This window comes from Pseudoalteromonas sp. SR43-2 (genome assembly GCF_014163885.1).
Taxonomy (GTDB): Bacteria; Pseudomonadota; Gammaproteobacteria; order Enterobacterales; family Alteromonadaceae; genus Pseudoalteromonas; species Pseudoalteromonas distincta.
On sequence record NZ_JACJED010000027.1, the window covers coordinates 1 to 26,044 of the forward strand.

General features: G+C 38.5%; 20 protein-coding genes and 1 rRNA gene. 17 read left to right on the forward strand and 4 right to left on the reverse strand.

The genetic code is table 11. The annotated features are described in order from the left end of the window. Positions 1-9 precede the first annotated feature (9 nt). From rrf to ihfA, 6 genes are all read left to right on the forward strand, one after another. Positions 10-124, forward strand: a 5S ribosomal RNA gene (gene rrf, locus H5120_RS18335). Positions 125-383: 259 nt separating this feature from the next. Next, entirely contained in the window at positions 384-1,439 is a 1,056-nt protein-coding gene (locus H5120_RS18340) for a DUF2066 domain-containing protein (RefSeq protein WP_182675706.1), read from the forward strand. Next, entirely contained in the window at positions 1,439-2,149 is a 711-nt protein-coding gene (gene hda, locus H5120_RS18345; protein WP_002960693.1) for a DnaA regulatory inactivator Hda, read from the forward strand. The genes H5120_RS18340 and hda overlap by 1 nt, the downstream gene beginning before the upstream one ends. Positions 2,150-2,493: 344 nt before the next feature. After that, the gene (gene pheS / locus H5120_RS18350) at positions 2,494-3,474 is read left to right on the forward strand and encodes a phenylalanine--tRNA ligase subunit alpha (RefSeq protein ID WP_002960692.1); all 981 of its coding nucleotides are present in this window, start codon (positions 2,494-2,496) and stop codon (positions 3,472-3,474) included. Positions 3,475-3,489: 15 nt separating this feature from the next. Beyond that, positions 3,490-5,877: a phenylalanine--tRNA ligase subunit beta gene (gene pheT, locus H5120_RS18355; protein ID WP_182675707.1), complete on the forward strand. Its 2,388-nt coding sequence runs from the start codon at positions 3,490-3,492 to the stop codon at positions 5,875-5,877. A gap of 2 nt (positions 5,878-5,879) precedes the next feature. Beyond that, positions 5,880-6,179, forward strand: coding sequence for an integration host factor subunit alpha (gene ihfA / locus H5120_RS18360; RefSeq protein WP_002960690.1), 300 nt, complete (start codon positions 5,880-5,882; stop codon positions 6,177-6,179). Positions 6,180-6,418: 239 nt separating this feature from the next. Here ihfA and H5120_RS18365 read toward each other — a convergent pair whose 3' ends face one another. Continuing rightward, a complete protein-coding gene (locus H5120_RS18365) occupies positions 6,419-7,219 on the reverse strand; it encodes a DUF2989 domain-containing protein (protein WP_024596170.1) in 801 nt (266 codons plus the stop codon). 174 nt (positions 7,220-7,393) lie between these two features. Here H5120_RS18365 and H5120_RS18370 point away from each other — a divergent pair, with 174 nt between their 5' ends. From H5120_RS18370 to ccoG, 10 genes are all read left to right on the forward strand, one after another. Beyond that, positions 7,394-8,836 (forward strand): glyceraldehyde-3-phosphate dehydrogenase, encoded by a 1,443-nt coding sequence (locus H5120_RS18370; RefSeq protein ID WP_002960684.1) that lies wholly within the window; start codon positions 7,394-7,396, stop codon positions 8,834-8,836. Positions 8,837-9,019: 183 nt separating this feature from the next. Continuing rightward, positions 9,020-10,147, forward strand: a complete 1,128-nt coding sequence (locus H5120_RS18375; protein ID WP_002960683.1) for a M14-type cytosolic carboxypeptidase — start codon at positions 9,020-9,022, stop codon at positions 10,145-10,147. A 378-nt stretch (positions 10,148-10,525) separates the two neighbouring features. Further along, positions 10,526-12,028, forward strand: a complete 1,503-nt coding sequence (locus H5120_RS18380) for a sodium:alanine symporter family protein (RefSeq protein ID WP_002960681.1) — start codon at positions 10,526-10,528, stop codon at positions 12,026-12,028. A gap of 139 nt (positions 12,029-12,167) precedes the next feature. Then, positions 12,168-12,494 (forward strand): hypothetical protein, encoded by a 327-nt coding sequence (locus H5120_RS18385; RefSeq protein ID WP_002960680.1) that lies wholly within the window; start codon positions 12,168-12,170, stop codon positions 12,492-12,494. 1 nt (position 12,495) lies between these two features. After that, positions 12,496-12,777, forward strand: coding sequence for a YeaC family protein (locus H5120_RS18390; protein ID WP_007378333.1), 282 nt, complete (start codon positions 12,496-12,498; stop codon positions 12,775-12,777). Next, positions 12,767-15,448, forward strand: coding sequence for a DUF349 domain-containing protein (locus H5120_RS18395; protein WP_182675708.1), 2,682 nt, complete (start codon positions 12,767-12,769; stop codon positions 15,446-15,448). The genes H5120_RS18390 and H5120_RS18395 overlap by 11 nt, the downstream gene beginning before the upstream one ends. A 95-nt stretch (positions 15,449-15,543) precedes the next feature. Beyond that, positions 15,544-16,098: a DUF1439 domain-containing protein gene (locus H5120_RS18400; RefSeq protein WP_002960677.1), complete on the forward strand. Its 555-nt coding sequence runs from the start codon at positions 15,544-15,546 to the stop codon at positions 16,096-16,098. 68 nt (positions 16,099-16,166) lie between these two features. Continuing rightward, positions 16,167-17,471, forward strand: a complete 1,305-nt coding sequence (locus tag H5120_RS18405; protein ID WP_182675709.1) for an AarF/ABC1/UbiB kinase family protein — start codon at positions 16,167-16,169, stop codon at positions 17,469-17,471. A 93-nt stretch (positions 17,472-17,564) separates the two neighbouring features. Beyond that, positions 17,565-18,983, forward strand: a complete 1,419-nt coding sequence (locus H5120_RS18410; protein ID WP_182675710.1) for a sigma-54-dependent Fis family transcriptional regulator — start codon at positions 17,565-17,567, stop codon at positions 18,981-18,983. 145 nt (positions 18,984-19,128) lie between these two features. Next, positions 19,129-20,511, forward strand: coding sequence for a cytochrome c oxidase accessory protein CcoG (gene ccoG, locus H5120_RS18415; protein ID WP_182671834.1), 1,383 nt, complete (start codon positions 19,129-19,131; stop codon positions 20,509-20,511). Positions 20,512-20,552: 41 nt separating this feature from the next. Here ccoG and H5120_RS18420 read toward each other — a convergent pair whose 3' ends face one another. The 3 genes from H5120_RS18420 to H5120_RS18430 form a co-directional block, all read right to left on the reverse strand. Further along, positions 20,553-20,963, reverse strand: a complete 411-nt coding sequence (locus tag H5120_RS18420; protein ID WP_182675711.1) for a hypothetical protein — start codon at positions 20,961-20,963, stop codon at positions 20,553-20,555. Between the two features lie 73 nt (positions 20,964-21,036). After that, the gene (locus tag H5120_RS18425; RefSeq protein ID WP_182671832.1) at positions 21,037-21,951 is read right to left on the reverse strand and encodes a M14 family metallocarboxypeptidase; all 915 of its coding nucleotides are present in this window, start codon (positions 21,949-21,951) and stop codon (positions 21,037-21,039) included. Positions 21,952-22,065: 114 nt separating this feature from the next. Continuing rightward, on the reverse strand, positions 22,066-22,803 hold the full coding sequence (locus tag H5120_RS18430) for a hypothetical protein (RefSeq protein ID WP_182675712.1): 738 nt from the start codon (positions 22,801-22,803) through the stop codon (positions 22,066-22,068). Between the two features lie 271 nt (positions 22,804-23,074). Here H5120_RS18430 and H5120_RS18435 point away from each other — a divergent pair, with 271 nt between their 5' ends. Further along, positions 23,075-25,924, forward strand: a complete 2,850-nt coding sequence (locus H5120_RS18435) for a UvrD-helicase domain-containing protein (RefSeq protein WP_182675713.1) — start codon at positions 23,075-23,077, stop codon at positions 25,922-25,924. Positions 25,925-26,044 lie beyond the last annotated feature (120 nt).

The window sequence follows — 26,044 nt, forward strand, 5'->3', positions numbered from 1 at the left end:
CCAAATTTGCTTGGTGACAATAGCGTTTTGGACCCACCTGACTCCATGCCGAACTCAGTAGTGAAACGAAACAGCGCCGATGATAGTGTAGCATTTGCTATGTGAAAGTAGGACATTACCAGGCTCCAAATTGTAGAGAGCCCGACTAGAAATAGTCGGGCTTTTTTACGTCTGCAGAAAAGTGAAATGCGCGCAATTAACACATCCACAGCAACACCCATCACGTAGATCGGGTGAGCTTAGCGACTTCTGACGTTAATTTAATTTTTTTATTTTTTATAAAAGCTAACTACTTTCATTTCCTTAGATAACAAATTTAATTTTGCTTTGTTACTGTCTTTGATTTAGGATCGAATCAGTTTAAAACCAAGAACTAACAGCCTGTGTATAGATTATTAATTAGCGCCATATCCATTTTATTTTGTTTTTCTGTGTCGGCAGTTGAAGTAACTGATCTATATCAAGATATTTTAAAAGTGGATGACAAAACACGAGATACTCGATTAGCTGCGAGCCGTAAAGCTTTGCTTAATGTTTTAGTGAAAGTAAGCGGTGATGAAACTGCAGATCAAAATAAATTAGCACAGCAACGTACTAAAGATATTTCTGATTATATGCTTAAGTTTGAATATGACGAGAGAGCAAATGGACAATTGAAACTCGTTGTTAAATTTGAAGCTCGAAAGATCAACGCGCTAATCAAAGAATTAAACTTACCTTTATGGGGAGTGCAGCGCCCATTAGTTGCAATATGGTTAGGTATTGAAGACAACTGGCGCAGAGAATTAGTAACACAAGAAAGTTACCCGCAGCTAGAGCAGTTAATTTATGACAAGGCAGGACGCCGGGGGCTACCCGTTGTAGTGCCATTACTTGATTTACAAGATAGACGTTTAGTAGGTATCCCTGAAGTATGGGGTAACTTTTCAGAACCAGTAGAAGAGGCTTCTAAACGCTACAGTGCTGAGCGAAGTATTACGGCAAGAATGTATAAAGAAGCGGATAGCGAAAATTGGATTTTAGATTGGCGTTTTACAAATGATGATTTATTTGATTCAAATAGATTAACGGGTGATAAGCAGCAAATAGTTAGCCAGATGATTGACACCTTAGCACGAGGTCTTGCAAGCGAGTACGCTATTGATCCAAATGCTTATTATGAACAAGCAACTGCTACGCTCACGCTAAAGGGTACACAAAATTTTGTTGATATAGAATTAGCGAAACGAAGATTATTGAGCCTAAGTGTTGTTACACAAGTCAAAATTGTTCGTAAAACACCGGAATTTGTAGAATTTAAACTAAATCATACTGGTAACTTGAGTGATCTTAAAAAAGGGTTAGGGCTAGACTCTTCATTTAAAGATTATGAGGATCCACGCGCATTTTATCATGTTGTTGATAAAAATAGCTTAGAGTATCAATGGGTAACACCATAATGCTAATGTCTGAGCCGATGCAAATGGCACTACCGGTTACTTTACCGGATGACGAAACATTTGCATCGTATTTTGGGGGAGAAGACTCTTTGGAGGTTAATCACCTAAAAGATAGCTTTTCCAAATTAGCAAAAACGTTTCAGTATACATACCTATGTGGTTTAGGTGATTCGGGTAAGTCTCATCTTTTATATGCAACCTGCATAAAAGCACAAGAGCGTGGCTTATCTAATATGCTACTGTCTATGCGCGAAGTAATTGACTTTGGACCTATGGTATTAGACGGTTTAGAGGCGCTTGATGTTCTATGTATTGATGATGTGCATTTAGTTGCAGGGAATGATGCGTGGGAAAAAGCACTATTTAACTTTTTTAACCGGTTTAACGAACCCGGTAAAATGTTAGTAGTAACTGCTGATTTACTTCCTAGCATGCTCAATATATCTCTGCCTGATTTAGAGTCTCGTTTAACGTGGGGAACAACCTTTCAAATTCGTTCTATGAGTGATGACGATAAAGCACAAGCACTTGTTAAGCGCGCTCACATGCGTGGCCTTGAATTAAGTGATGAGTGTGCACGCTTTTTATTAACCCGTTTAAGCCGTGATATGCGAGCTTTATTAGATGTACTCGACAAATTAGATCATGCATCTATGGCTGCACAGCGAAAATTAACTATTCCTTTTATAAAATCAACGTTAAAGCTGTAGTAGGTCTAGAATCTAGACCCTGCTTTCAGTTATCATAAGCTATTATCAGAGCGTGTTTACCTTTCCTGATTGGAATTTGTTTAATTTAAGTGGGCTTTAATCGCGTCGTGAGGACATTAGCATAGTTTTTATATGCAAAACCCGAACAACAAAGAGAGTAGCCTTCAAGATAAACACTTCGAACAACACGTGTTTGGTCTTTATTTAGGGTTATTGCATGACTTATGTAGGAAACTACAGCCCAATGCCTAACCTTATTTATTTGCCAATCACACAGTTGAAAGCAATCTTGAAAGGCCAACACGCTCTTAAGCAATCACCTTCTGTGAAAGATCAGGTATCGAATGAACTTAGAAAACATATTAGCGCAAGCACTTGAGGCGGTAGCCAGTGCCAGTGAAATAGCGCAGTTAGAAGATATCAGGGTTAATTACCTTGGTAAAAAAGGCGAAATCACTAGCTTACTTAAAACGTTAGGTAAAATAGCACCTGAAGAACGTAAAGAAGCAGGCCAAGTTATAAACCAAGCCAAACAGGATGTACAAGCTGCTATTAACGAAAAGCGTGAATTGCTTGCAAGTAAAGCACTTGAAGAAAAGCTAGCTGCTGAAACTATAGATGTAACTCTACCAGGGCGTGTTATGCCTACCGGCGGTTTACACCCTGTTACGCGTACTATTGAGCGTATAGAAAGCTTTTTTGGTGAGTTAGGTTTTGAAGTTAAATCTGGTCCAGAAATCGAAGACGATTTTCATAACTTTGATGCGCTAAATATCCCTGAGCACCATCCAGCACGTGCTGATCATGATACCTTTTATTTCAATCCTAAATTAGTACTACGCACACAAACTAGTGGCGTGCAAATTCGTACTATGGAAACTGAGCAGCCACCACTGCGGATTATTTCACCTGGACGTGTATACCGTAACGATTACGACCAAACACATACACCAATGTTCCACCAGGTTGAAGGTTTAATGGTTGATACCGATGTTAGCTTTACTGAGTTAAAAGGTATTTTGCATGATTTTTTACGTAACTTCTTTGAAGAAGATATGGAAATTCGTTTCCGTCCTTCATTCTTCCCGTTTACAGAACCTTCGGCTGAAGTAGATGTTATGGGTAAAGACGGTAAGTGGTTAGAAGTACTAGGCTGCGGCATGGTACATCCAAATGTACTTAAGTCTGTGGGCATTGACCCAGAAAAATACACCGGCTTTGCCTTTGGCATGGGTGTAGAGCGTTTAACTATGTTGCGCTATGGCGTAAACGATTTGCGTGCATTTTTCGAAAATGACTTAAAATTCCTGAACCAGTTCCGTTAAGAGTGAAACAATAAAATGAAATTTAGTGAAAAGTGGTTAAGAGAGTGGGTTAATCCTGCTATTGATACGCAAGCTCTTTCGGAACAGCTTTCAATGGCTGGTCTAGAAGTTGATGGTGTTGAGCCTGCTGCTGCCAAATTTAATGGCGTAGTTGTTGGTGAAGTTGTTGAATGTGGTCAACACCCTGATGCAGATAAACTTCGTGTTACCAAAATTAACGTAGGTGGCGATGAGCTACTTGATATCGTGTGTGGTGCACCAAATTGTCGTTTAGGTATTAAAGTTGCTGTTGCAACTGTGGGCGCTGTACTTCCTGGTGACTTTAAAATTAAAAAAGCCAAACTACGCGGCCAACCTTCAAACGGAATGCTATGTGCTTTTGTTGAGCTAGGTATTAGCGAAGAAGGCGACGGCATTATGGAATTGCCAAGCGATGCACCAGTAGGCACTGATTTACGTGACTACCTAGGTCTTGATGACAATATTATAGATGTTGACTTAACACCAAATCGTGGTGATTGTTTAGGTATTAAAGGCCTTGCTCGTGAAGTAGGTGTTTTAAATAGCATTGACGTAAATGTATTAGATATCCCAGCGGTTACGCCAACAATTGATGACAAAGTATCAATTGAGCTAGTTAACGAAGATGCATGTCCTCGTTACCTTGGCCGTGTGATAAAAGGCATTAACCTTGATGCTGAAACACCACTTTGGATGGTTGAAAAATTACGTCGCAGTGGCGTACGTTCAATCGACCCAGTAGTTGATGTTACTAACTATGTATTACTTGAACTTGGTCACCCAATGCACGCGTTTGATTTAAATGCGATTGAAGGTGGTATTAAGGTTCGTAGTGCAAACGCAGGTGAAGAACTTGTTTTATTAGACGGTAATACCGCTAAATTAAACGACACAACACTTGTGATAGCCGATCATAATAAAGCACTTGCAATTGCAGGTATTTTTGGTGGTGAGCAATCAGGTGTTACAGATAAAACATCTGATATATTACTTGAAAGCGCATTTTTTAATCCTGTAGCAATTGCAGGACAAGCACGTAGCTACGGTTTACACACTGATGCTTCACACCGTTATGAACGCGGTGTTGATTTTGCTCTACAACACGATGCAATGGAACGTGCAACAGCACTTCTTCTTGAAATTGTGGGTGGTCAAGCAGGTCCAGTAGTTGAAGCTGTTGCGGCTGATAAACTACCAAAAGTGACTGAAGTACGTCTTCGTCGTGCACGTTTAGACCGTGTTATTGGGCATCATATTGAAGATGCTAAAGTAACAGATATTCTTACGCGTTTAGGTCTCGATGTTAAAGTAGAAAATGAAAGCTGGAGTGCGGACGTACCAAGCTACCGTTTTGATATTCGCATCGAAGAAGATTTAATTGAAGAAGTAGCACGTGTTTACGGTTACAACAGCATTCCAAATGTTGCACCAACTGCAAAACTTAAAATGACGACACATAACGAAGCAACTATTGCGCTTAGCAAGTTCCGCAATACGTTAATGACTCGTGGTTACCAAGAAGCAATTACGTACAGCTTTGTAGACCCTAAAGCACAAGCTATTTTACACCCAGAGTGTAAAGCAATGGTATTACCGCATCCTATTTCAATTGAAATGTCAGCAATGCGTGTAAGTTTAATGCCGGGTTTATTAGCGTCTGTAGCGTATAACCAAAATCGCCAACAGCCTCGTATTCGTTTATTCGAACATGGTCTTAAATTTATAAGCGACGAAAGTGCAGAAAATGGTGTTTACCAAGTACCGGTTATTGGCGGTGTTATAACTGGCCTTGTAAATGGCGAGCATTGGGTTGAAGAAAAACGTAATGTTGATTTTTACGATTTAAAAGGTGATGTTGAAGCCTTACTTGCAATTACCAATGACATTACTCGCTTTGAAATTAAAGCCGAGCAGTCAGATGGACTTCACCCTGGTCAATCAGCAGTAATATATGTTGATGGTAAAAAGGTTGGTTTTTTTGGTGCTTTACATCCTCAAGCTCAAAAGTCGTTAGATATCAACAACGCAACTTTTGTTTTTGAAATTGAAATGTCAGCAATAGAAAAAAGAAATTTACCGCAAGCCGAAGGAGTGTCTAAATTCCCTTCAAATCGCCGCGACATCGCGATTTTAGTGGCAGACAGCGTTAAATCTGGCGACATTTTAAGCGTGATCGAAAAAGTTGGCGGAAATCAATTGGTTGACCTAAACTTATTCGATGTGTATAAGGGCAAAGGTATTGAGCCAAATTATAAGAGTTTGGCGATTGCTCTAACACTGCAAGCGGTTGATAGAACACTCGAAGAGAAAGATATCAATCTAGTAGTTGATAACGTGGTGGCCGAATTGGCCGAACAGTTTAATGCATCGTTGAGGGACTAGATATGGCGCTTACTAAAGCCGACATAGCTGAACACCTATTTGAAAAGCTCGGGATCAATAAAAAAGATGCCAAAGATTTAGTTGAAGCGTTTTTTGAAGAAATCCGCTCAGCGCTAGAAAAAGGCGAGCAGGTTAAGCTCTCTGGATTTGGTAACTTTGATCTTCGAGACAAAAAAGAAAGACCAGGCCGCAACCCGAAAACAGGCGAAGATATTCCTATTTCGGCACGTCGCGTGGTGACTTTTCGACCAGGTCAAAAGCTTAAAACCCGCGTAGAAGTGGGCACAAGCAAAGCAAAATAAAAAAAGGCAGCGTAAGCTGCCTTTTTATTTGCCTGAATAACCTAGTTATTAAATTATACCAACCTGCATAAATCTTTGATCAATTTAACGAATTAAATAGCACTATAACGTCGTTAAAATATTTTTATCTAGAACAACTAGATACAAAAATTTTTGCCTAGTTCTAGCGTAATTTTCTTAACGTTAAATAGACCCCATACATAAGCAGATTGGTATTAGGTTATTTTTGCGATTATAAATTAAAACTCTCGAGGAGATACAAAATCACCTGCCATTATTTGCTGAAATGTTTGCTCTGCAAGTACATCTAGGCTATCTAAGCTTTTACCATTTGCGACTAATTTCTGCTCAATTTCAAATACATCAATATTTTCAATCCCCGACATTTGCGCTACTTTAGAAAATATATATGCGTGCTTAAACTTATCATGTTTATAAAAAAGACTAATAAGTGATGTATACACTTCCGGATTCGGTATGTTGTCTTTTTTATTGAGCTCTAGAGTTTTATAAAGTAAATCAATGGTTTTTTCATCATCAAATTTAATATAGTACGATGCTAAAAAAAATTGCATTTCGGCACTTTGCGTTACACTTTTATCATTTTCTATAGCCAATAATTTAGTCAACGCACTTTGGTTGTTATTTCGTGACCATTGGTAGTAGAGCAAACCTGGGTGGTTTGTATTTTGGGTATCTTGATATAACCGAGTCATTTCTTTAATACTCGTTAATTGACCATCAATACGTGACGTTTTTTTAGCTTTTAACTTAATATGTTCAATTTTAGCGGCCAAAGTTATGCATTGGTTATAAGATTCAAAGTCCTTGAGTAATTGGTATTTATTTTCATCAGTAGGGTCTTTGTATTCTATGTAGCGTTTGATAATTACATCAGAACGCTCATCCTTGCAGTGACTGTCTTTGTTTAAGTCGCTACAAAAGCCAGGTGTTTCTTTGCACACTTGTGCGAGTGTTAACGGCTCTTCACACCCTGCCAATGTTAGCAAACCCAATAGTACACTTGCTTTTTTAAGCATTCCTTAACCCCAAATGAATATTTACTTTGTTATTCTAACGCAATCATTTAACGCCTAACAGTAGAGAATAACTTCAGTTTAAATTAGAATAGCCCTGCCTGAAGTGCATTACTCTCAAAATATAGTGCATTTTTAAAGGCTATCCGTTCAAAATGATAAACTTAGGTAAATAAAATGACCTCATCTCACGAGTTAGAATACACAAATAGTTGGCAAGAGCGCCAAGATTACGCAGAAAGCATGCAACCAATCATTGGTAAGCTTTACCGTAATCGTGGTATCGAAATCGCTGTATATGGCCGTCCTCTCGTAAATGCCAGTACTATCGATATTATCAAATCTCACAAAACCGTTGCTCAGTTTGAAGGCACTAAATTACGTTTGCGCGAAAGCTTCCCATTTTTAGAAGCTATCAGCAAAATGGAATTAAACTCAGCACGTATTGATATTGGTAAGCTTGCATATAGTTATTTGTTCACTGAAGCCGCAAAAGGTCGTTCAGTAGAAGAGTTTGTAAAAGATGAACTTGCAGAAATAACAGACTCACCAGCGAAAGAGCCACGCGATGTAGTATTGTATGGTTTTGGTCGTATCGGTCGTTTATTAGCGCGCTTATTAATTGAAAAATCAGGTCCATATTCAGATTTACGTTTGCGCGCTATTGTTGTGCGTGGTGGTAAAGATGGGGATCTTGAAAAGCGTGCAAGCTTACTGCGTCGTGATTCAATTCACGGTCCATTTAATGGCTCAATCACGATTGATAAAGAACGCAATGCAATTAAAGCTAACGGTAGCTACATTCAAGTTATTTACGCTAACTCTCCTAGCGAAATTGATTACACTCAATACGGTATCGACAATGCATTAATTGTTGATAACACAGGTATTTGGAAAGACGAAGCGGGCCTTGGCCAGCACCTAGAGTGTAAGGGCGCTGCAAAAGTATTATTAACAGCTCCTGCAAAAGGCAATATCAAAAACATCGTATATGGTGTTAATAACAAAGATATTTTACCTGAAGATAAAATTGTTTGTGCAGCAAGCTGTACAACCAATGCAATTACACCAACGCTTAAAGCATTAAACGATAAGTTTGGTATCAATAATGGCCATGTTGAAACTGTACACTCGTACACGAACGATCAAAACCTTATTGATAACTACCACAAAGCAGAGCGCCGTGGCCGTGCCGCAGCTCTTAATATGGTAATTACTGAAACAGGTGCTGCAAAAGCGGTTTCAAAAGCATTACCAGAGCTTGAAGGCAAGTTAACAGGTAACGCAATCCGCGTACCGACACCTAATGTGTCGCTAGCTATTTTAAATCTTAACTTAGCAACAAGCACATCAGTTGAAGAGCTAAACGCATTTTTACGCGATACAGCACTTCATTCAGACTTACGTGATCAAATTGATTACACAGCATCAACGGAAATTGTATCTACCGATTTAGTAGGTAGCCGTTACGCAGGTGTTGTTGATTCACAAGCAACAATTGTTGAAGATAACCGTATTGTTTTATATGTATGGTACGACAATGAGTTTGGTTACAGCTGCCAAGTAGTACGTTGTATGCGCGATATGGCCGAAGTGTCATTCCCAAGCTTACCTCGCTAATTTATTTGCAGTGACTTAAAAGCCAGCATGTTGCTGGCTTTTTTGGTCGTGTATTATTTTTAAAGCGTATGCCTTGTGATAGGCTTTAATTAAGAAAGTGCACATTCGTTTTACTATTTATAAAATAATGTCAGTTCTGTGAATTAATAAGCAGATAAACTTATTCAACCTAAAGGTTTTTTCATGAAAATCAGCAGCAATTTCGACAGTGGTAATATCAAAGTTATTGAAGCCACCGATCCTTTAAATATTCAATTAGAAATTAATAAAGATCACCAGTCTGAATTTTATCAGTGGTTTCACTTTCGTCTTGAAACAACACCTTACCAATTGCATAAGTTAAATATTAATGAGCTTGATAAATCAGCTTACCCAGATGGTTGGGAAGGGTATCAAGCCGTTGCATCATATGACCGCCAAACATGGTTTCGTGTACCATCAAGCTATGAAAATGGCACATTAAGCTTTGAAATTGAACCAGAGTGCGGCAGCGTATATTTTGCTTACTTTGCGCCATACAGTTACGACCGCCATTTAGATTTATTATCTTGGGCACAAAGCCAAGGCGCTTGCCAATTAATAACGCTTGGTGAAACACTCGATGGCCGCGATATGAGTGTGCTTAAAATTGGTGAGCCAAGTGAAGACAAGAAAACCATTTGGATCACAGCACGTCAACACCCAGGTGAAACAATGGCGCAGTGGTATGTTGAAGGTCTACTGCACAAACTTCTTGATGACGAAGACCCACATGCAGCTGCGCTTCTATCAAAAGCAGTATTTTACGTAGTGCCTAATATGAATCCAGACGGTAGCGCACGCGGACATCTTCGTACTAACGCTAAAGGTGTTAACTTAAACCGTGAATGGCAAACACCAAGCATGGAAAATAGCCCTGAGGTTTACTTAGTGCTTAATAAAATGCGCGAAGCTGGCTTAGATATGCACCTAGACATACACGGCGATGAAGCTATCCCATATAACTTTGTGGCAGGCAGTGAGGGTATTCCAAGTTATGATGAACGCTTAAAAGGCTTAGAAGATAGCTTTAAAGCTGCGCTTTTAACTATTACACCAGAGTTTCAAGATGAGCATGGCTATCCAAAAGATGAGCCAGGTCAAGCTAACCTAACGGTAGGTTCATCAGCTACGGCTGAAGAATTCAAAGCATTAACGTACACAATTGAAATGCCATTTAAAGACAACAACGATTTACCTGATCCAGATTACGGCTGGTCAGATCGTCGTTCGTATCAATTTGGTCAAGATACATTAGCGGCTATTGTTAATGTTGTTGATGATTTAAGATAAAACGTTTATCTAAAAGGGTATCAATAGTTTTGATACCCTTTTTGCTTTTAATAAAACCCTTTGTATAAAAAATAATAATCATATAGCAGCTTTATTCTTAAAACGTTTTCAACGCTTCTTCGCTGCGTATCATCACCGTATCGGTACAAATCAATCTACTTTCATTTAAATACTACAGATGTAATGCCTTTCGCCAAGTGTGTAATTATATATTTTGAAAATTAAGTGTTAACAAAGTTAGGTTACTTAAGTTAAGATTAATTAAATCATGAGTCGGGACGGGAGAGGTAAAACCTTATTTCGTAAAGCTTATGTAGCGTAGTAGCTAAAGCAGAGTCTCGTAATTAAAAATAATAAATATAACTATAGAGGATATCCATGGAAGCTTTTGTAAGTGCTGTTAATGATGTTGTTTGGAGTAATGCACTCATCTATTTATGCCTAGGCGCAGGCTTGTTTTATTCAGTATTAACTCGATTTGCTCAAGTTAGACATTTTAAAGAAATGTGTAAGTTATTATTTAGTCCTAACACGTCTGATAAAGGTATCTCATCTTTTCAAGCCCTTGCAGTCTCGTTATCTGGACGAGTAGGCGTTGGTAATATCGCTGGCGTTGCTGCTGCGATCGGCTTTGGTGGCCCAGGCGCAATTTTTTGGATGTGGGTTGTTGCATTTTTAGGTGCAAGCACTGCATACGCAGAGTCTACTTTAGGCCAAATTTATAAAACAGAAGAAGATGGGCAATACCGTGGTGGCCCAGCGTATTATTTTGACCGTTGTTTAGGGCAAAAGTGGCTAGCTGTTTTATTTGCTGTTTCGGCAATTATTGCATGTGGTGTTTTTCTACCTGGTGTACAAGCAAATGCAGTAGGTAATGCGTTTACCCAAGTGTTTGGCAGTGGCAACATGGTTACTACTAGCTTTGGTGACGTAGGTAGCTTTAAGTTAGTCGCTTTAGCAATCATCCTTATTGTTTTAGCGTTTATTATTTTTGGCGGTATAAAGCGTATTGCAAACTTTACGCAAGTAGTAGTGCCATTTATGGCGCTTGGTTACATAGTCCTGGCATTAATCGTAGTATTTTTAAATTTAGATAAAGTAGCTGATATATTCTATTTAATTATTAGTGATGCATTTACTGCGCAGGCAGGTTTTGGTGCTGCTATTGGTTGGGGCGTAAAGCGTGGTATATATTCTAATGAAGCTGGCCAAGGTAGTGGGCCTCATGCTGCAGCCGCTGCAGAGGTTGATCACCCAGCTCAACAGGGTTTAGTACAAGCTTTTTCGGTTTATGTTGATACCATTTTTGTGTGTACTGCAACAGCATTAATGATTTTAATAACGCAGCAATATAATGTTGTGGGTGATTTACCAGCAGGACAGTTTATTGTACAAAATGTCGATGCAGCGACTGAAGTAGGCTCAGCAGCCTTTACTCAAATGGCTTTATTTAGTGTATTTGGCAGCTTTGGACAAGCATTTGTCGGTATTGCATTATTCTTCTTTGCCTTTACCACAATACTTGCTTATTACTTCATTGCAGAGACAAATATTGCTTACTTAAATCGTTACTTTAAAGGCAATATCCCGCTTGTCCTTGTGAAATTTGTGATTATGTTCATGGTTGCATACGGTATGGTTAATAATTCAGGTTATATCTGGACTATTGGAGATATTGGCGTTGGCTTAATGGCTTGGATTAACATATTGGGTATTTTAGCTATTTTCTTTGTCGCTAAGCCTGCTTTGTTATGTTTGAGCGATTATGAGGATCAGAAGAAAAAAGGCGGAAAAATCACATTTGACCCAGTTAAATTAGGGATTAAAAACGCCTCGTTTTGGGAAAAGCGTCTAGAAAAACAGTCTAAAGACGCTGAGTAACTAAACTTAGTGGGCAACTTATAAAATTATAGCCCCTAAATCAGTTGTTGGTTTGAATTCAAAAAAGACAACGAGAAATAAAACAAGTACAATAAAGGCGCCGAAAGGCGCTTTTTTTATGCGTAGTATGGAGAGAAGTATGGCGATTATTCGTTGCCCAAAATGTGCAAAATCAATTTCAGATAAACATAAGCAATGTCCGCATTGCGAAAGCAACATTGCAGAGCTAAACGACGAGCAAGTTTTACAACTTCAGCGCGAACAGCGAATTAAAAAAAAGCAGATGTTTATAAATCACTCCTTTTTGGCGCTTATCTTATTTTTAGGTGGTTTTTTCTGCTTGTACTTTTTACAACCGCAAGAAGAAACACTTCAGTGGTATGCTTACACTGCCGCAATAGGCATAGGCTGTATTTGGTACCTTATAAATCGTATTATTTTAGTGACTCTAAAAAAGAAAAAATGACATGAACATCGACAATCTTGTACAAAATATTACTCCCGAATTATTTGAACGCTTACAATACGGTGCTTCTACTGGCAAGTGGCCAGACGGTACCGTTTTATCAGATGAACAAAAGCAACAAACAGTGCAGTTGGTTATGTTGTATCAAGCAAAGGTGGCTCAATCAAACGAGCAATTTACGATTGGTGCTAATGGTGAAATGATCCAAAAGACAAAAGCTCAACTACAAAAAGAATTCAAATCAGACAACGAAATAGCTAGGTTTAGTGAACATGATCTTTAAGCACCTTTTTACACCTAAGTGGAAACACCCAAAGCAACAAGTACGTCTTGATGCTATCGAAAAATTAGACATTGAACGTGATGCAACCATATTAAACACGTTAGCACTTGAAGATAGCTCCGCTGAAATTCGCCGTAAAGCACTGCAAAAGGTAAACAACTTGCCACTTTGGTGGAAAGCGTATAAACAAGATCAAGCATTAAAAGATATAGCAGAGCTGCAAATATCTAATGCTGTTTTAAATAGCGAAAGTACACTAACAGCGCAAATCAAAAGTGAATACATAGAGCGTTTTGCACCTGTTAAAACACTCGAAAAGTTAGCATTTGCAGAAAAAGAACTGCAAGTTCGCGTTAAATTATTAAAACGTTTAGCAAATCCAAAATTAGTAGAAAAAGCATTTAAAGAAGGTAGCGAAGAGCTACAAACTCAGTTAGTTGAACTTGTTATTACCCATCAATTAATTAAGCCATTAGTAAAACATGCAAAAGGTGATGCAAAAGCAGCACTTGAAACACATATTGAAAATGAGCGTTTAGCAATTGAAATGCCACTTCAGGTTGAAAGTGCAACACGTGTTATTTTAGCTAAGTTAAATGCTTTACGTGAAAAAACAGACTTTGGTGTTGTAAATTCACAAGCCGGCGAATTAATGGCCCAGTGGCAAGCACTTGAGCTTAAATGGTTAAGTGATGAGCGTGTAAAGCTTCTTGATGAAAAATACACTTCGATTACCACTAAGTTAGATGTACACATTGAACAGCTAAAAGCAGTACATGACAAAGAGCAGCAGCAATTAGCGCAACAACAGCGTCAATTATTAGCACTTGCAACACTTGAAGCTTTGGGTGAAGAAATTGAAAATGCCTTACAGCTTGGTCTTGAAACTCCAGAGCAAATTCAACAAGATTGGATTGATGCAAAAGTAGCGCAAGCTAAGCAAGCTATTAGCGAAACAGAACTTGCTAATAATGCACAATCAAAACTCGCTGTAAGCAAGTTAGAAAAACTATTTACTCAAGTTGCTAAATTACCCGAGCTAACAACGGCTATTAAAGAGTACAAACTCGCTTTTGCAGCATTATGCGAAATTAAGCCAGCAGAAGATTTAGCACAATACGATGCAACTCTAACTGAATTTAATAATGGCTTTAAAGCAGCGCGTAATCATTTGAATATTTTAGATGGCGCACTGCAAAGTACCTTTAAAACACAGTTAAATGGGCATAAAAAGCAATTTTTAGCACCAATGAATGAGCTAGTTAAGGCACTTGAAAAAAACCAAAGCCAAGCAAAGCGCAAAGCTCGTGATGTTAAGCGCCTAATTGAAGAAGGTCGTTTTAATGTTGCTTTTGGCGTGTTTAAAGGCTTTGAAGAGTTATTTAATACACTTACTGAGCAATATCAGCAGCCACTTGTGAACATAAAAGCAGACCTTGAAGCGCAACTTGCAGATGCGAAAGATTGGCAAAAATACGCTGCAGCACCAAAGCGTAAAGCTTTATTAGAAGAAGTAAGTGCATTAGTAAGCGAAGAGTGTACAGACCCACAACAACGCGCAGAGCAAGTAAAAGCGCTACGTAAACGTTGGAATGAGTTAGGTCGTTTAGATACAGATGAAGAAAAGCAACAAGGCGTGCAGTTTGATGAACAAATCGAGCTGTTATTTGCGCCTTGCCGTAGTTATTTCGCAGAGCAAGAAGTGCAACGTGAAGCATCAAAAGCACAACGTGAAAGTATTATTAACGACATGCATGCACTTCACTTACAGCCTACGGCTGAGGATGACTTTGATTGGAAGCAATATGAAAGCCAATACAATCGTTTAAATAAAGCGTGGCGCAGTGTGGGTAAAGTTGACCCTAAAACATACCGTACACTAAACGATCGTTATAAAAATGAACAACAACAAGTACTGGCTTTATTAAACGCATTTCATAAAAGTAATGCAGCACTTAAAAATGAACTAGTTGAAAAAGCGCAGCAATTATCACAAAGTGAAGATTTAGCCGCTGCATGCCAAGAGTTGAAGCAAATGCAGCAGCAATGGCAAACCATCGGCTTTGCTGGTTTAAAGGCTGAAAATGCGTTATGGCAGAAGTTTCGTCAGTATAACGATGAAACATTTACTAAGCGTAGTAGTGAGTTTGAGCAGCAAAAACTCGAGCAAAACGAGTCAGATAAACAAGCAATTGCAGAACTTGCTGAGCTTGAAGCAGCACTTAGTGATGTTAATCAAAGAGCACAGTTGCACGACCTAGAAACAAAAGTGAAAGGATACACGCAATTTAGAGCGTTAGCGCCAAGGGTTACTAAGTTACTAGCTGCTATTGACGATAAACTTGCATTGCTTACAAGTAAATCTGAGCAAGCTAATTTAGATGCATTAATTACTGCACTTGAGAATAATGAAGCGTTACCAAGTCAGTATCAAGCACCGCTTAAAACAGCATTAAATACCGAGCAGCTTATTACGCGCATGGAAATACTAGCGAACGTAAGTTCAACCGATAAGTCACTTAGAATGGCAGAGCAAGTAGCCATGCTAGATGACAAACATCGTGGCGAACATGCTGATTTAAACTATTATTTAAAACAGTTATTAGCGCTCAGTGACGGTTCAGTTGAACCTGACACACTAACGCGACTTAAAGCGACACTTGCAGCTTAATAAAACCAGCATAATATGTGCTGGTTACTATTTTACTAAGCCGCTTTAATAGCGGCTTTTTTATGTATCACTAATTCATAAACAAAAGGGTTCTCATGAGAATTTTAGTTATTATTGCAGCGTTATTTTTAACTGCCTGTAATACCACGCAAGGCATATCAGTATATTCATTTACTAACTCAGAGGTTGAATCTGTACTGGGCAAGCAATTACCAAAGTTAAGTGAAAAAGTAAGCTTAATGGGTTTACCCGTTCAGTTTGATGTAAACGACTTAAGTGTCAACATTGGACCTGATAACCGCGATGTTGTTGTTCTTGGTGCCGATTCGAGCGCTGAAATTAATGCATTCGCACTTAAATACCCTGTGCGTTTAAAGCTGCAAATTGAAGGTAGCCCATTTTACGACAGTGAGAAAAAAGCAGTGTTTTTACGTAATATTAAATTACTTGATTCGAGTGTAGATGCCGGTGGTTTTAAAGGTAATTTAGGTGCGCTTGATAGCCAAGCAATGGATGTTATTAATGCTTTTTTAGCGGTTAACCCAGTTTATACTCTAAACATGGATGACCCTAAAATGATGCTACTTAGTAAACTTCCACTTGATATGAAAGTGGTTGAAGGCGCAATTAAGCTAGTACCTCGTCTATAAGTAGATCTACCTACTTACAATATACGTATTGATTAGCCTGACTTTCAGGCTAATTAGGTTTTAATATTATGGCGGCTCCTCGTACTGTTCCCACTTCTCGGCTTTCCCGTTTTGCAAAATTAGGCTCACTTGCCACAGGTGTTGCTACCAACATGTTAGTTGATGGTGCTAAGAGCGCGCTAACAGGTAAAGGTTGGGATAATAAAAGCTTACTACTACAACCTAAAAACATTGAAAAACTAGCCACACAGCTATCACATTTACGTGGTGCAGCAATGAAACTCGGGCAATTGCTCTCAATGGATGCCGGTGATCTACTTAGTCCTGAATTAGCTCAGTTACTTGCTTTACTTCGCTCAGACGCGAACCCAATGCCTCATAAGCAGCTTGTTGAAGTGTTAAAAGAGCAATGGGGGGATGAGTGGCTAGCGCGTTTTTCTCACATTGAGCTAAGACCTTTTGCAGCGGCTTCTATAGGGCAAGTTCATTTGGCTTATAAAGAAAATGGTGAGCAGCTTGCTGTTAAAATTCAATACCCTGGTATTGCAAAAAGTGTAGTAAGTGATGTCGATAACGTTATTTCGTTATTAACGATTTCTCGTTTATTGCCAAAAGATCTTAATATTAAACCACTTATTAATGAGGCTAAGGCACAGTTATTAGCTGAGGCTGATTATAAACGTGAGGCTCAGTACTTAATACGTTATAAAAATGCATTAGCAACTAATCCCCACTTTAAAGTACCAAACGTATATCCAGAGCACAGCACACAACAAGTACTTACTATGGAATATATAAAAGCAGAGCCCATTGAGAGCATTACAAAGCTACCTGATAGTCAAAAAAGCTTTGTTGCAGAGCAACTGATTGATTTGTTTTTTAAAGAAATGTTTGAATTTAAATTGATTCAAACCGACCCTAACTTTGCCAACTTTCATTATCAACTTGATACACAAAAAATTGTTTTATTTGATTTTGGTGCAACGCGAGAAATATCAACCGAGCTTAGCTTAGCGTACTTAGCCTTATTTGAAGCGGGTAGTGAAAACAACCGAGAAGGTGTACTTAAAGCGGCTTCACACATTGGTTATTTTAAAAATGACTTAGTTGATGAGTATAAAAACAACGTCATTGATTTATTTTTAATGGCGTGCGAGCCACTGAGAGCAGAAGGGGAATTTGATTTTAAAAATAGTGAACTCGCGCTCAAAATTAAAAATGCAGGGCTTGCCCTTAGTGCGCAATCTCAGCAATGGCATACACCGCCCGTTGATGCGTTATTTATTCACCGAAAACTTGCAGGACTTTATTTAATAGCCGCAAGGCTAGGTGCAAAAATAGATGTAAAAACGTTATTTAAGCACTATTTATAGCTTTTTAACTTACGCGTAAGTGCACTTTAAGTAATGAGTGCACTTAGTGTATAAAATTGCCATAATGCTCGCGATATTTCGCGAGGTGTATTTATGATAAAACAATTTTTAAACGATCCTAAATTATTGCTAAACGCAGTAGGTGAGGGCATATACGGTTTTGACCTATCGGGTAATGCGGTGTTTGTTAATCCTGCCGCTGAGCGCATGACAGGTTGGTGCGCTGAGGAACTATTAGGTAAAAAAATACACCAATATCATCACCATACTCATGCTGATGGCACACCTTATCCCGCAGATGAATGCCAAATTTACTGCACCATGTTTGACGGAAAGCGTCGTGAAGTTAAAAATGAAGTTTTTTGGCGTAAAGACGGTAGCTCATTTGCAGTTCAATACACTTCAACACCGGTTTATCAAAATGATAAGTTAATTGGTGCTGTAGCGGTATTTCGCGATATATCACTGCAACAGCAAACACAAAATGCACTGCAAGAGGCACTTACTCAAGTAAAGCACTTAAGTGAGCAGCTAAAAGATGAAAACAACTACTTAATTGCAGAGCTCAACGAAGACTGGCAAGACTCAGGGCTAGTTGGACAAAGCCATATATTTCAAACCATGTTAGATCAAATAAAGCTGGTAAGTGAAACCGACAGCACAGTGCTTATACTTGGCGAAAATGGCACGGGTAAAGAGTTGGTAGCCCGTAACTTGTATAGGCTAAGCAAACGTAGCGAACAAGCCTTTATAAAAGTAAATTGCGCTGCATTTACACCGAGCTTGCTAGAGTCGGAATTGTTTGGTCATGAAAAGGGTGCGTTTACAGGTGCCAATGAGCGTCGTAAAGGGCGCTTTGAACTTGCTGATAAAGGCACCTTGTTTTTAGATGAGATAGCAGAGCTTCCACTTGAGGCGCAAAGTAAATTACTGAGAGTCCTGCAAGAACAAGAGTTTGAACGCGTGGGTGGCAGCAACACGCTAAAAGTAAACATTAGAGTAATTGCAGCGACTAATCGCGACCTGTGGGAAATGGTACAAAAAGGCACGTTTAGAATTGATTTGTATTATCGGCTCAATGTATTTCCTATAAAAGTACCCGCCCTTAAAGATCGAAAAGAAGATATTCCTTATTTATGCGCTAATTTGATTGCGCAGCTAAATAAACGGCTCGGGAAAAACTTAAAAGGGCTAAGTAAAAAAGCAATTACGCAGCTGCAGGCTTACGGTTGGCCAGGCAATATTAGAGAGCTGCAAAATGTACTTGAACGCGAAGCTATTTTATCTAATCAAGCGGTACTTCAGCTAAGTCAGCCTTTGCAAGCGGGTGGTGAAGTTGTTATTTATCCTTCACTTACGCTCGATGAAGCGCAAAAGCAGCATATAACCTCTGTTCTCGCGTTATCGCACTGGCAAATATCAGGTGATAAAGGAGCGGCAGTTAAATTGGGCTTACCTGAGAGTACACTACGCTCAAAAATGCGAAAGTTAGGAATCGCTAAAAATTCGTGATATATCGCGAAGTACGCTTTATATCGCGTGGTTGATTTTTATTATTTAAAATAATTTCTTTAATATCAATGAAGTAATTAAGGTTTCAGCTTGGTCTGAAAGTTGCAAATGCTTGCGTAACACCCGTCATTATGAAGCAAGTACTATGAAGTTTGATATTAAAGAAGAAGACATGATTATTAAGCCCTATAACACAGAAGGGCCAATTTATATCCGCGAGCAAAAAGGATTTTTTCAGCGCATACGCCGTAATTTAGGTTGGCTGCTAATGCTAACTTTTATTGCAATACCGTGGATCCAATATAACGGTCAACAAGCTGTGCTGCTTGATGTGGCAACGCAAACCTTTACTATTTTTGGTTTAACACTCCTTCCTCAAGATTTTATGATTTTAGCCCTGCTATTCATGGTGGGGGCTTTTGCGTTATTTTTTGTAACCAACTGGCTTGGTCGGGTTTGGTGTGGTTATACCTGCCCGCAAACAATATGGATGCTCATGTTTTCGTGGGTAGAGCAACGCATAGAAGGCACTCGAAATCAGCGAATTAAATTAGATAAATCTCAGTGGACGCTAAGTACTTGGCGCAAAAAAATAACTAAGCACAGTGCGTGGATTATTATTTCAGTTTTAACCGCCACCTCGTTTATGGCGTATTTTATTCCAGCAAAAAGTTTGTATATGGAAATGCTTACATTTGAATGGTCAGGTATTACGAGCTTTTGGGTGTTTTTATTCGCTTTTTGCACTTACGGTAATGCAGGGTTTTTACGCGAAAAAATGTGCACGATTGCTTGCCCGTATTCTCGTTTTCAGGCTGTTATGTTTGATAAAGATACGTTGCTTGTAACCTATGATAGCACGCGCGGTGAAAGCCGAGGGCCACGTAAACGCAAAGCTGATCCAAAAGAGCTTAACTTAGGTGACTGTGTAGACTGTAACTTGTGTGTAGAGGTATGCCCTGCAGGAATAGACATTCGAAATGGCTTACAATATGAATGTATAAACTGTGGCTTATGTATTGATGCTTGCGACGATACCATGGAGAAATTTGGTTATCAAAAAGGCTTAATTAAATACGCCAGTGAAAAACAAATGGAAGGCAAAAAAACCAATCCATTTAGATTAAAACTAATAGGTTACGGCGCATTAACGGCTTTGTTAATAATTTCTATGTTTGCATGGATGCTGCAACGCACACCAATAGAAGCCTCAGTACTACGCGATAGGAACGCGCTTTATAGAGTGAACTACGAGGGCCTGGTAGAAAACCCTTATACACTTACTATTATTAATAAAACGCAGCAAGCACTGCATTACAGTGTTGCCATAGAGGGCTTGCCAGAAGCAACACTCTCAAGTCCAAGTTCTACACTTATACAGCCAGGTGCAATGAAAAGAGTCCCCGTTACTGTAACAGCCGATGGTTACAATATTGCGCACAAAGTGAGTAAGTTACAATTTGTAGTAACAGCGCAAGAAGATGCCAGCATTACTATAACCAAAGACAGCCAATTTTATAAAAATTAGTCCAGTAATAAGCTCTATATAAACAACGGCTTGAGCTTTACCTAGCTCAAGTCATTGTTTAATTCATTTAAAATAAAACGCTTTGCCGATTCTAGATTATCAAAAAGACAATCTTTGAAAGAAACGTCTCTTTTGGCGTTTTGCATTATTCGTTGCATTTGGCTTATAGCAATAGGTGATGTAAGCACAAACGCGCTAATTAAACAGTTATTCTGCTGCATGCTGTGGCTTATGGCTACCATTTCTTGCTCGGCCTGTGGGGTTGCTGCTACAACGTTTGATGAGTCACTTATATAACCCCATTTCTCGCCTTTAAATGATTGAATGGTTTCAAAAATCGCTGTTTTAAAATTACTTAAAAGCTCAAGTTCTAGGTTTCCGCTAAATTGTGCAATAACTATATTATTTTCAAGCGATAAATTAACGTGTCCGTTTTTATTTTTGTATTCCATTAATACCTCCTAAATTAGCTTTTTATCTAAATTTAGTTTAGCAGCCAAGAGGGTACAAGCGGCTGCAAACTTATTAAAGTGCTTTAATATAGTTAAGGGCGCTTTTAATAACCGCTACTTGCGCCAAAATACATTCTTCATCTGTGGCTGTTGGACTATCAGGGTATACCTCTGTTGTGGTTACATAGGGTGCATCTGTAAAGCCCATACACAAACCTAAATCGCGTGCTGCGTAATTAATAACGCCAAATTGCTCTTGAGGGACGCCTATTAACTGGTTATTTTCATCACTCGGTGCAATGTGCGTGACCTTTGCTACATCTTCGATAATTACTTTTTGAAATTCAGGCTCAGGCTTATTGGTATCGGCCACTAAATAAAACCCATCAGGTATGTTCCAATTAGTGTTCGTTGTGCCTTCACGGGCAGCAAGTGCGGGTCTAAATTCACTGTTATCGCTGTCGGTTGTTTCGTGTAAATCAATATGAGCAACTAAGTCTACATTGAGTGATTTTACAAACGCCATAATAGCTGCTGACTCTTGTGCTGGGCTGCCTTCGTAAAATGAGCGGTTAGGATCAATAGCATCAGGGTTCCAGCGGTTTATAGTTTCATATCCCCAAGGGCTAATGCAGGGCGCAACAACAATATTAAACTGTTCAGAGTGTTGCATAGCAGATGTTTTAGCAAATCTAAGTGCGCCATGTACGCCACTGGTTTCGTAGCCATGTACACCACCGGTGATTAAAACAGTTGGTTTATTGGCATTAAAGTTAGGCGTTTTTAATATATATAATGGGTAAGTACCAGCGGCGTAATTAAGCTCGCCGTATTGCTCTATATCTAAGGTGCTTTTAAGGTCATTAATTAGCGTTACGACTTCGTTTTGGTAACTGCGTTTAATGTTTTGGCGTGCTAACCACTGGGCTTTATCGTTGTTATTCCATTTTTTTCCTGGTGTACCAATAGGGTATGTGCTGTTAGTCATAATAAACCTTTATATCAACTGTTATTTGTTCTCCTATAAATAAGGAGGGCAATTACAATTGGTAAAATTACTTAATAAAGGCGTAGCTTAACGCTGAGTAAATTAGCGTGCAAATTAAAACGTTAAAGTCATATTTTTAATAGCGCGTGATTGCTGGGCTTTAATATAACTTTGGTTTGCGAACTCACCCGAAATACTACCTAGTCGTTCACGCTTTACACTAACTGTTAAACTACACGTTTTACTTTGATCTACTTGCGAGCTGCTAAACATATCTAAGCTTTGCAAATCTATTTCAAGGCGCGAAGTACTAAGCGCAAAAAGCATTGATTGTAAAAGTGTTTCATTATTATTGTTAGTGCAGCTACTGCTAAGTTCTACTTGACTAGTACTATTGGGATCAGTGCCATCTAACTGAACTGTAAGGGGACTATTAATACTAAAAGTTTGGTTGTTACTCGGGGTTAAAATAATAAAATTTAAAGGTAGTTCCACACCTGAATTCGCATTTATGCCATCGTCTCGTTTAAATTTTATATCAAACTGTTGGTTATCATCAGTAGCATTTATATACGCTTGGTAATCAACGTCTAAAAAGTCGGTATCTTTTGTAAGTTCAATAGCAGTGTTATTAACAACAGCTTGTAATGAGTCGCTATCGCTTAAAACAATGTTTGAGCCATTAGCATCTCCCGCATTTAGTTCTGCGTTAACACGCGTGCGGTTACCGTCAGAAACCAGCTCAAAGCCTGCCCAAATTCCTTTTGTTTTTACTAAATTAGACTCTGTTTCTGATGTACAGGCGCATAATGATAAAATTAAAGCAGTTGTGGTAATGCACTTTTTAAGCATGTTAGCTCCTTTTAACCACTGAATTAGCTATAAATAATTGTTTAATTGCGGATATACCTAGTAAATATATTAAGTGTATTTGTGCATTGTTACACAACACGCTATCTGTAAATGTTTAAAATTGTTAATGGTTGTAAGTAAAATGATAATATTAAGTTTTAAAAGTCAGCCTGCTAAGAGGTTGCTCGATAAATAACTACTATTTAGCGTTAAATGTAATATAAAAGAGTATGTTACAATCAAGTCAAAGCATATCTTCATATTGAGTATTATGGCGCAGTATATTGCTACTCCAAGTTGGCTAGGCCGTTTTTTTACCCGTATTAAACACGTAACTATTGAGCAAGAGCACCTTGTTGTGAATTTTAGAAGTGCTCCCGCACGGACATTTTTAATTAAAGACTTTTATAATTACTCAATACTTAAAAATCGTTTATTTAGCGCCAAAATTAATTTGTGCGATAGTAGCAATACATCAATTAGCTTTTTAAACAAAGCACAAGCAAAGTCTTTAAATACCGCCCTTAACACGCAATTTTCAGCCATGCTGGAGCAAAAAGTAAATAACGCCAAGGTTTTGCTAAAGCGTTATGCTTTAGATGAGTTTTTACGTGATAGTTCCATGAAAATACTTAATAACGAAGTATTTTTACTTGCTAAACAATACGCTCAAAGTACAAATACATGGCAACAACACTTATCGCCAAGCAGTATTAAATTTTTAAATATACTGAGCTCCACACCCAATACTCACGATGCAATCGCACAGCTGCGCCATAAATATGAAAAAAAACAGCTAACTCTTAAAAATGACTTTTTTAATCAAGTAGAGTCAAATCCATTAACAACAGAGCAGCGCTTAGCGGTTATACGCGATAACGATAAAAACCTAGTATTAGCGGCAGCAGGCACAGGTAAAACATCTGTGATGGTCGCAAAATCGTTAGATCTAATAGCGTGTGATATTGCCAAGCCTGAGCAAATTTTGGTGCTGGCCTATAATAAAACAGCAGCAAATGAGCTTAAAGAGCGCTTTATTAAACGCGCCACGTATGCAAAATTGCATACCAAAGCACCCACTATTTTAACGTTTCATGCGCTTGGGCTTAAATTATTACAAAGTGCTAAAAAGCCAATCGAATTGTCAAAATTTGCAACCGACCCAGTTCAATTAAATAGTTGGTTAACTGGGTGGGTAAGTAAAAAAATACAAACCGAGCCACAGTTTTTAAAAGCATTTGTAGATTTACTCCATGAGCCGATTGATATATTTAGCTTTAAAGATAATGCACAGTACGAGCGGTACGTACGCGATAACGAATACCGTAGCCTTGCGGGTCATAAAGTAAAAAGTTATCAGGAAGTGCTTATTTCAAACTGGCTACATTTGAATTGCGTGGCGCACAGTTATGAGGTGAATTATCACTTTAATCAAGGCACAGAGCTAAGTGGGCAATACCAACCAGACTTTTATATACCCCAATACGATATTTACTTAGAGCACTTTGGCATTGATAAGCACGGGAATACTCGTGCCGATATAGATAAAAAACACTATAACGAGCAAATTGCATTTAAGCGTAAGTTACATAAAAAAAATGGCACCACTTTACTCGAGACCTTTCATTACAACTGGGTAGAAGGAAAGCTAGAGCAAACTCTCGCAAAGCAATTAAAGCAGCATAATGTTGAATTAACACCTTTAAGTAGCGACGAAATATTTCATACTTTAAATAACTCAGGACAGTTGCAGCAAGGCATTGATAAGTACATAAAATGCTTACAAGCTATTCGAGTGGAGCAACTAAGTAATAAGCAAATAGCGCAGCGCATCAAGCAAAGTGGTATTAAAAACTATCAACAATATGCAAACTTGTTAGTGCAAATTCATGACGCTTATATAAATGAACTAAGCACGCAAAATGCCATTGATTTTGACGACATGATTATTCAAGCAACAAAGGCGATAGTAAGCGGAGATTTTAATATTCCATGGAGCCACATTTTAGTTGATGAGTTTCAAGATATATCAAGTGCGCGTATGGGCTTTTTAAATGCGATATTAAAATATGGTAACGGAATACGCTTTACTGCGGTAGGTGATGACTGGCAAGCAATTTATCGGTTCTCGGGTGGTAATTTAGCGCTTACTACACGCTTTAATGAATTAGTGGGCAGCCACTCACTTACTATGTTGCAAAAAACATTTAGATATAACAATAGTATTAGTGATGTAGCGGGGCGCTTTGTAATGCAAAACCCTGAGCAATATAAAAAGCAGATCAGCACACATACACAAGTAACTACACCACAAGTTATTTTGTTAGACGATTTATACCAAGGCACTAAATCGATAGAAATAAAAGTACAGCAGAGCATAAGCACTATTCAAAAAAACGATGCATCAGCGAGCATTGCCATACTTAGTCGATACCGATACATGTTAAATAGCGTGCAGCAGCATTTAAAAGATAAAAAGCATACAAACCCTCTTTATTTTTGGACATTGCATAGCGCTAAGGGGCTTGAAGCCGATTACTGTATTATTATTGGTTTTGAACAAGGTAAATTAGGGTTTCCTAGTGATAATCAAAATAACGTGCTGGTGGAGTCGTTATTACCAGAGCAAGATGAATTCACTCACTCAGAAGAAAGGCGTTTGCTTTATGTAGGTATTACGCGCGCAAAACATAAAGCGTATTTAATTGCAGACCCTTATGCATGCTCAGCGTTTGTAAAAGAACTAGTAAATGACGATTATCCTATTCAAATCGGCTCCACGTTGTTTAACAAGTCGCAACTAAAGCAAAGAGAGTGTAATACGTGCAGCGACGGATTAATTGTGCCAAAAACGGGTCAGTATGGTGATTATTATAGCTGTACTAATACGCAGATTTGCGAAACTAAACTACGAGTGTGCAAAAGCTGTAGTAGCCCATCGGTTGATAAAAGCACGTATTCACAATGTGTGAATACAGACTGTAAAACGCAGCATCCAATTTGTGAAAAGTGTGGTCGCGAAATGCGTAAACGTAAATCTAAGCACGGTGAATTTTTAGGATGCAGTGGTTTCGCGCTTAAAGAGGATAACTGTAAAAACACTCGAAAAATGAATGTTTAACGGCTAACGAGTAGGTTTACACCTGTCTATTTTATAGAACAATGTAAATAGAAATTATATTCATTTGATTGATTTTAACAAGTTATCAATGTCTAATAGAAGAATGAGCTTTAACTGTTG

Coding starts and splice junctions, on each gene's coding strand:
- hda (WP_002960693.1), top strand. CDS start 1,439: ATGCTAATGTCTGAGCCGATGCAAATGGCACTACCGGTTACTTTACCG.
- pheS (WP_002960692.1), top strand. CDS start 2,494: ATGAACTTAGAAAACATATTAGCGCAAGCACTTGAGGCGGTAGCCAGT.
- pheT (WP_182675707.1), top strand. CDS start 3,490: ATGAAATTTAGTGAAAAGTGGTTAAGAGAGTGGGTTAATCCTGCTATT.
- ihfA (WP_002960690.1), top strand. CDS start 5,880: ATGGCGCTTACTAAAGCCGACATAGCTGAACACCTATTTGAAAAGCTC.
- H5120_RS18365 (WP_024596170.1), bottom strand. CDS start 7,219: ATGCTTAAAAAAGCAAGTGTACTATTGGGTTTGCTAACATTGGCAGGG.
- H5120_RS18370 (WP_002960684.1), top strand. CDS start 7,394: ATGACCTCATCTCACGAGTTAGAATACACAAATAGTTGGCAAGAGCGC.
- H5120_RS18375 (WP_002960683.1), top strand. CDS start 9,020: ATGAAAATCAGCAGCAATTTCGACAGTGGTAATATCAAAGTTATTGAA.
- H5120_RS18380 (WP_002960681.1), top strand. CDS start 10,526: ATGGAAGCTTTTGTAAGTGCTGTTAATGATGTTGTTTGGAGTAATGCA.
- H5120_RS18385 (WP_002960680.1), top strand. CDS start 12,168: ATGGCGATTATTCGTTGCCCAAAATGTGCAAAATCAATTTCAGATAAA.
- H5120_RS18390 (WP_007378333.1), top strand. CDS start 12,496: ATGAACATCGACAATCTTGTACAAAATATTACTCCCGAATTATTTGAA.
- H5120_RS18395 (WP_182675708.1), top strand. CDS start 12,767: ATGATCTTTAAGCACCTTTTTACACCTAAGTGGAAACACCCAAAGCAA.
- H5120_RS18400 (WP_002960677.1), top strand. CDS start 15,544: ATGAGAATTTTAGTTATTATTGCAGCGTTATTTTTAACTGCCTGTAAT.
- H5120_RS18405 (WP_182675709.1), top strand. CDS start 16,167: ATGGCGGCTCCTCGTACTGTTCCCACTTCTCGGCTTTCCCGTTTTGCA.
- H5120_RS18410 (WP_182675710.1), top strand. CDS start 17,565: ATGATAAAACAATTTTTAAACGATCCTAAATTATTGCTAAACGCAGTA.
- ccoG (WP_182671834.1), top strand. CDS start 19,129: ATGAAGTTTGATATTAAAGAAGAAGACATGATTATTAAGCCCTATAAC.
- H5120_RS18420 (WP_182675711.1), bottom strand. CDS start 20,963: ATGGAATACAAAAATAAAAACGGACACGTTAATTTATCGCTTGAAAAT.
- H5120_RS18425 (WP_182671832.1), bottom strand. CDS start 21,951: ATGACTAACAGCACATACCCTATTGGTACACCAGGAAAAAAATGGAAT.
- H5120_RS18430 (WP_182675712.1), bottom strand. CDS start 22,803: ATGCTTAAAAAGTGCATTACCACAACTGCTTTAATTTTATCATTATGC.
- H5120_RS18435 (WP_182675713.1), top strand. CDS start 23,075: ATGGCGCAGTATATTGCTACTCCAAGTTGGCTAGGCCGTTTTTTTACC.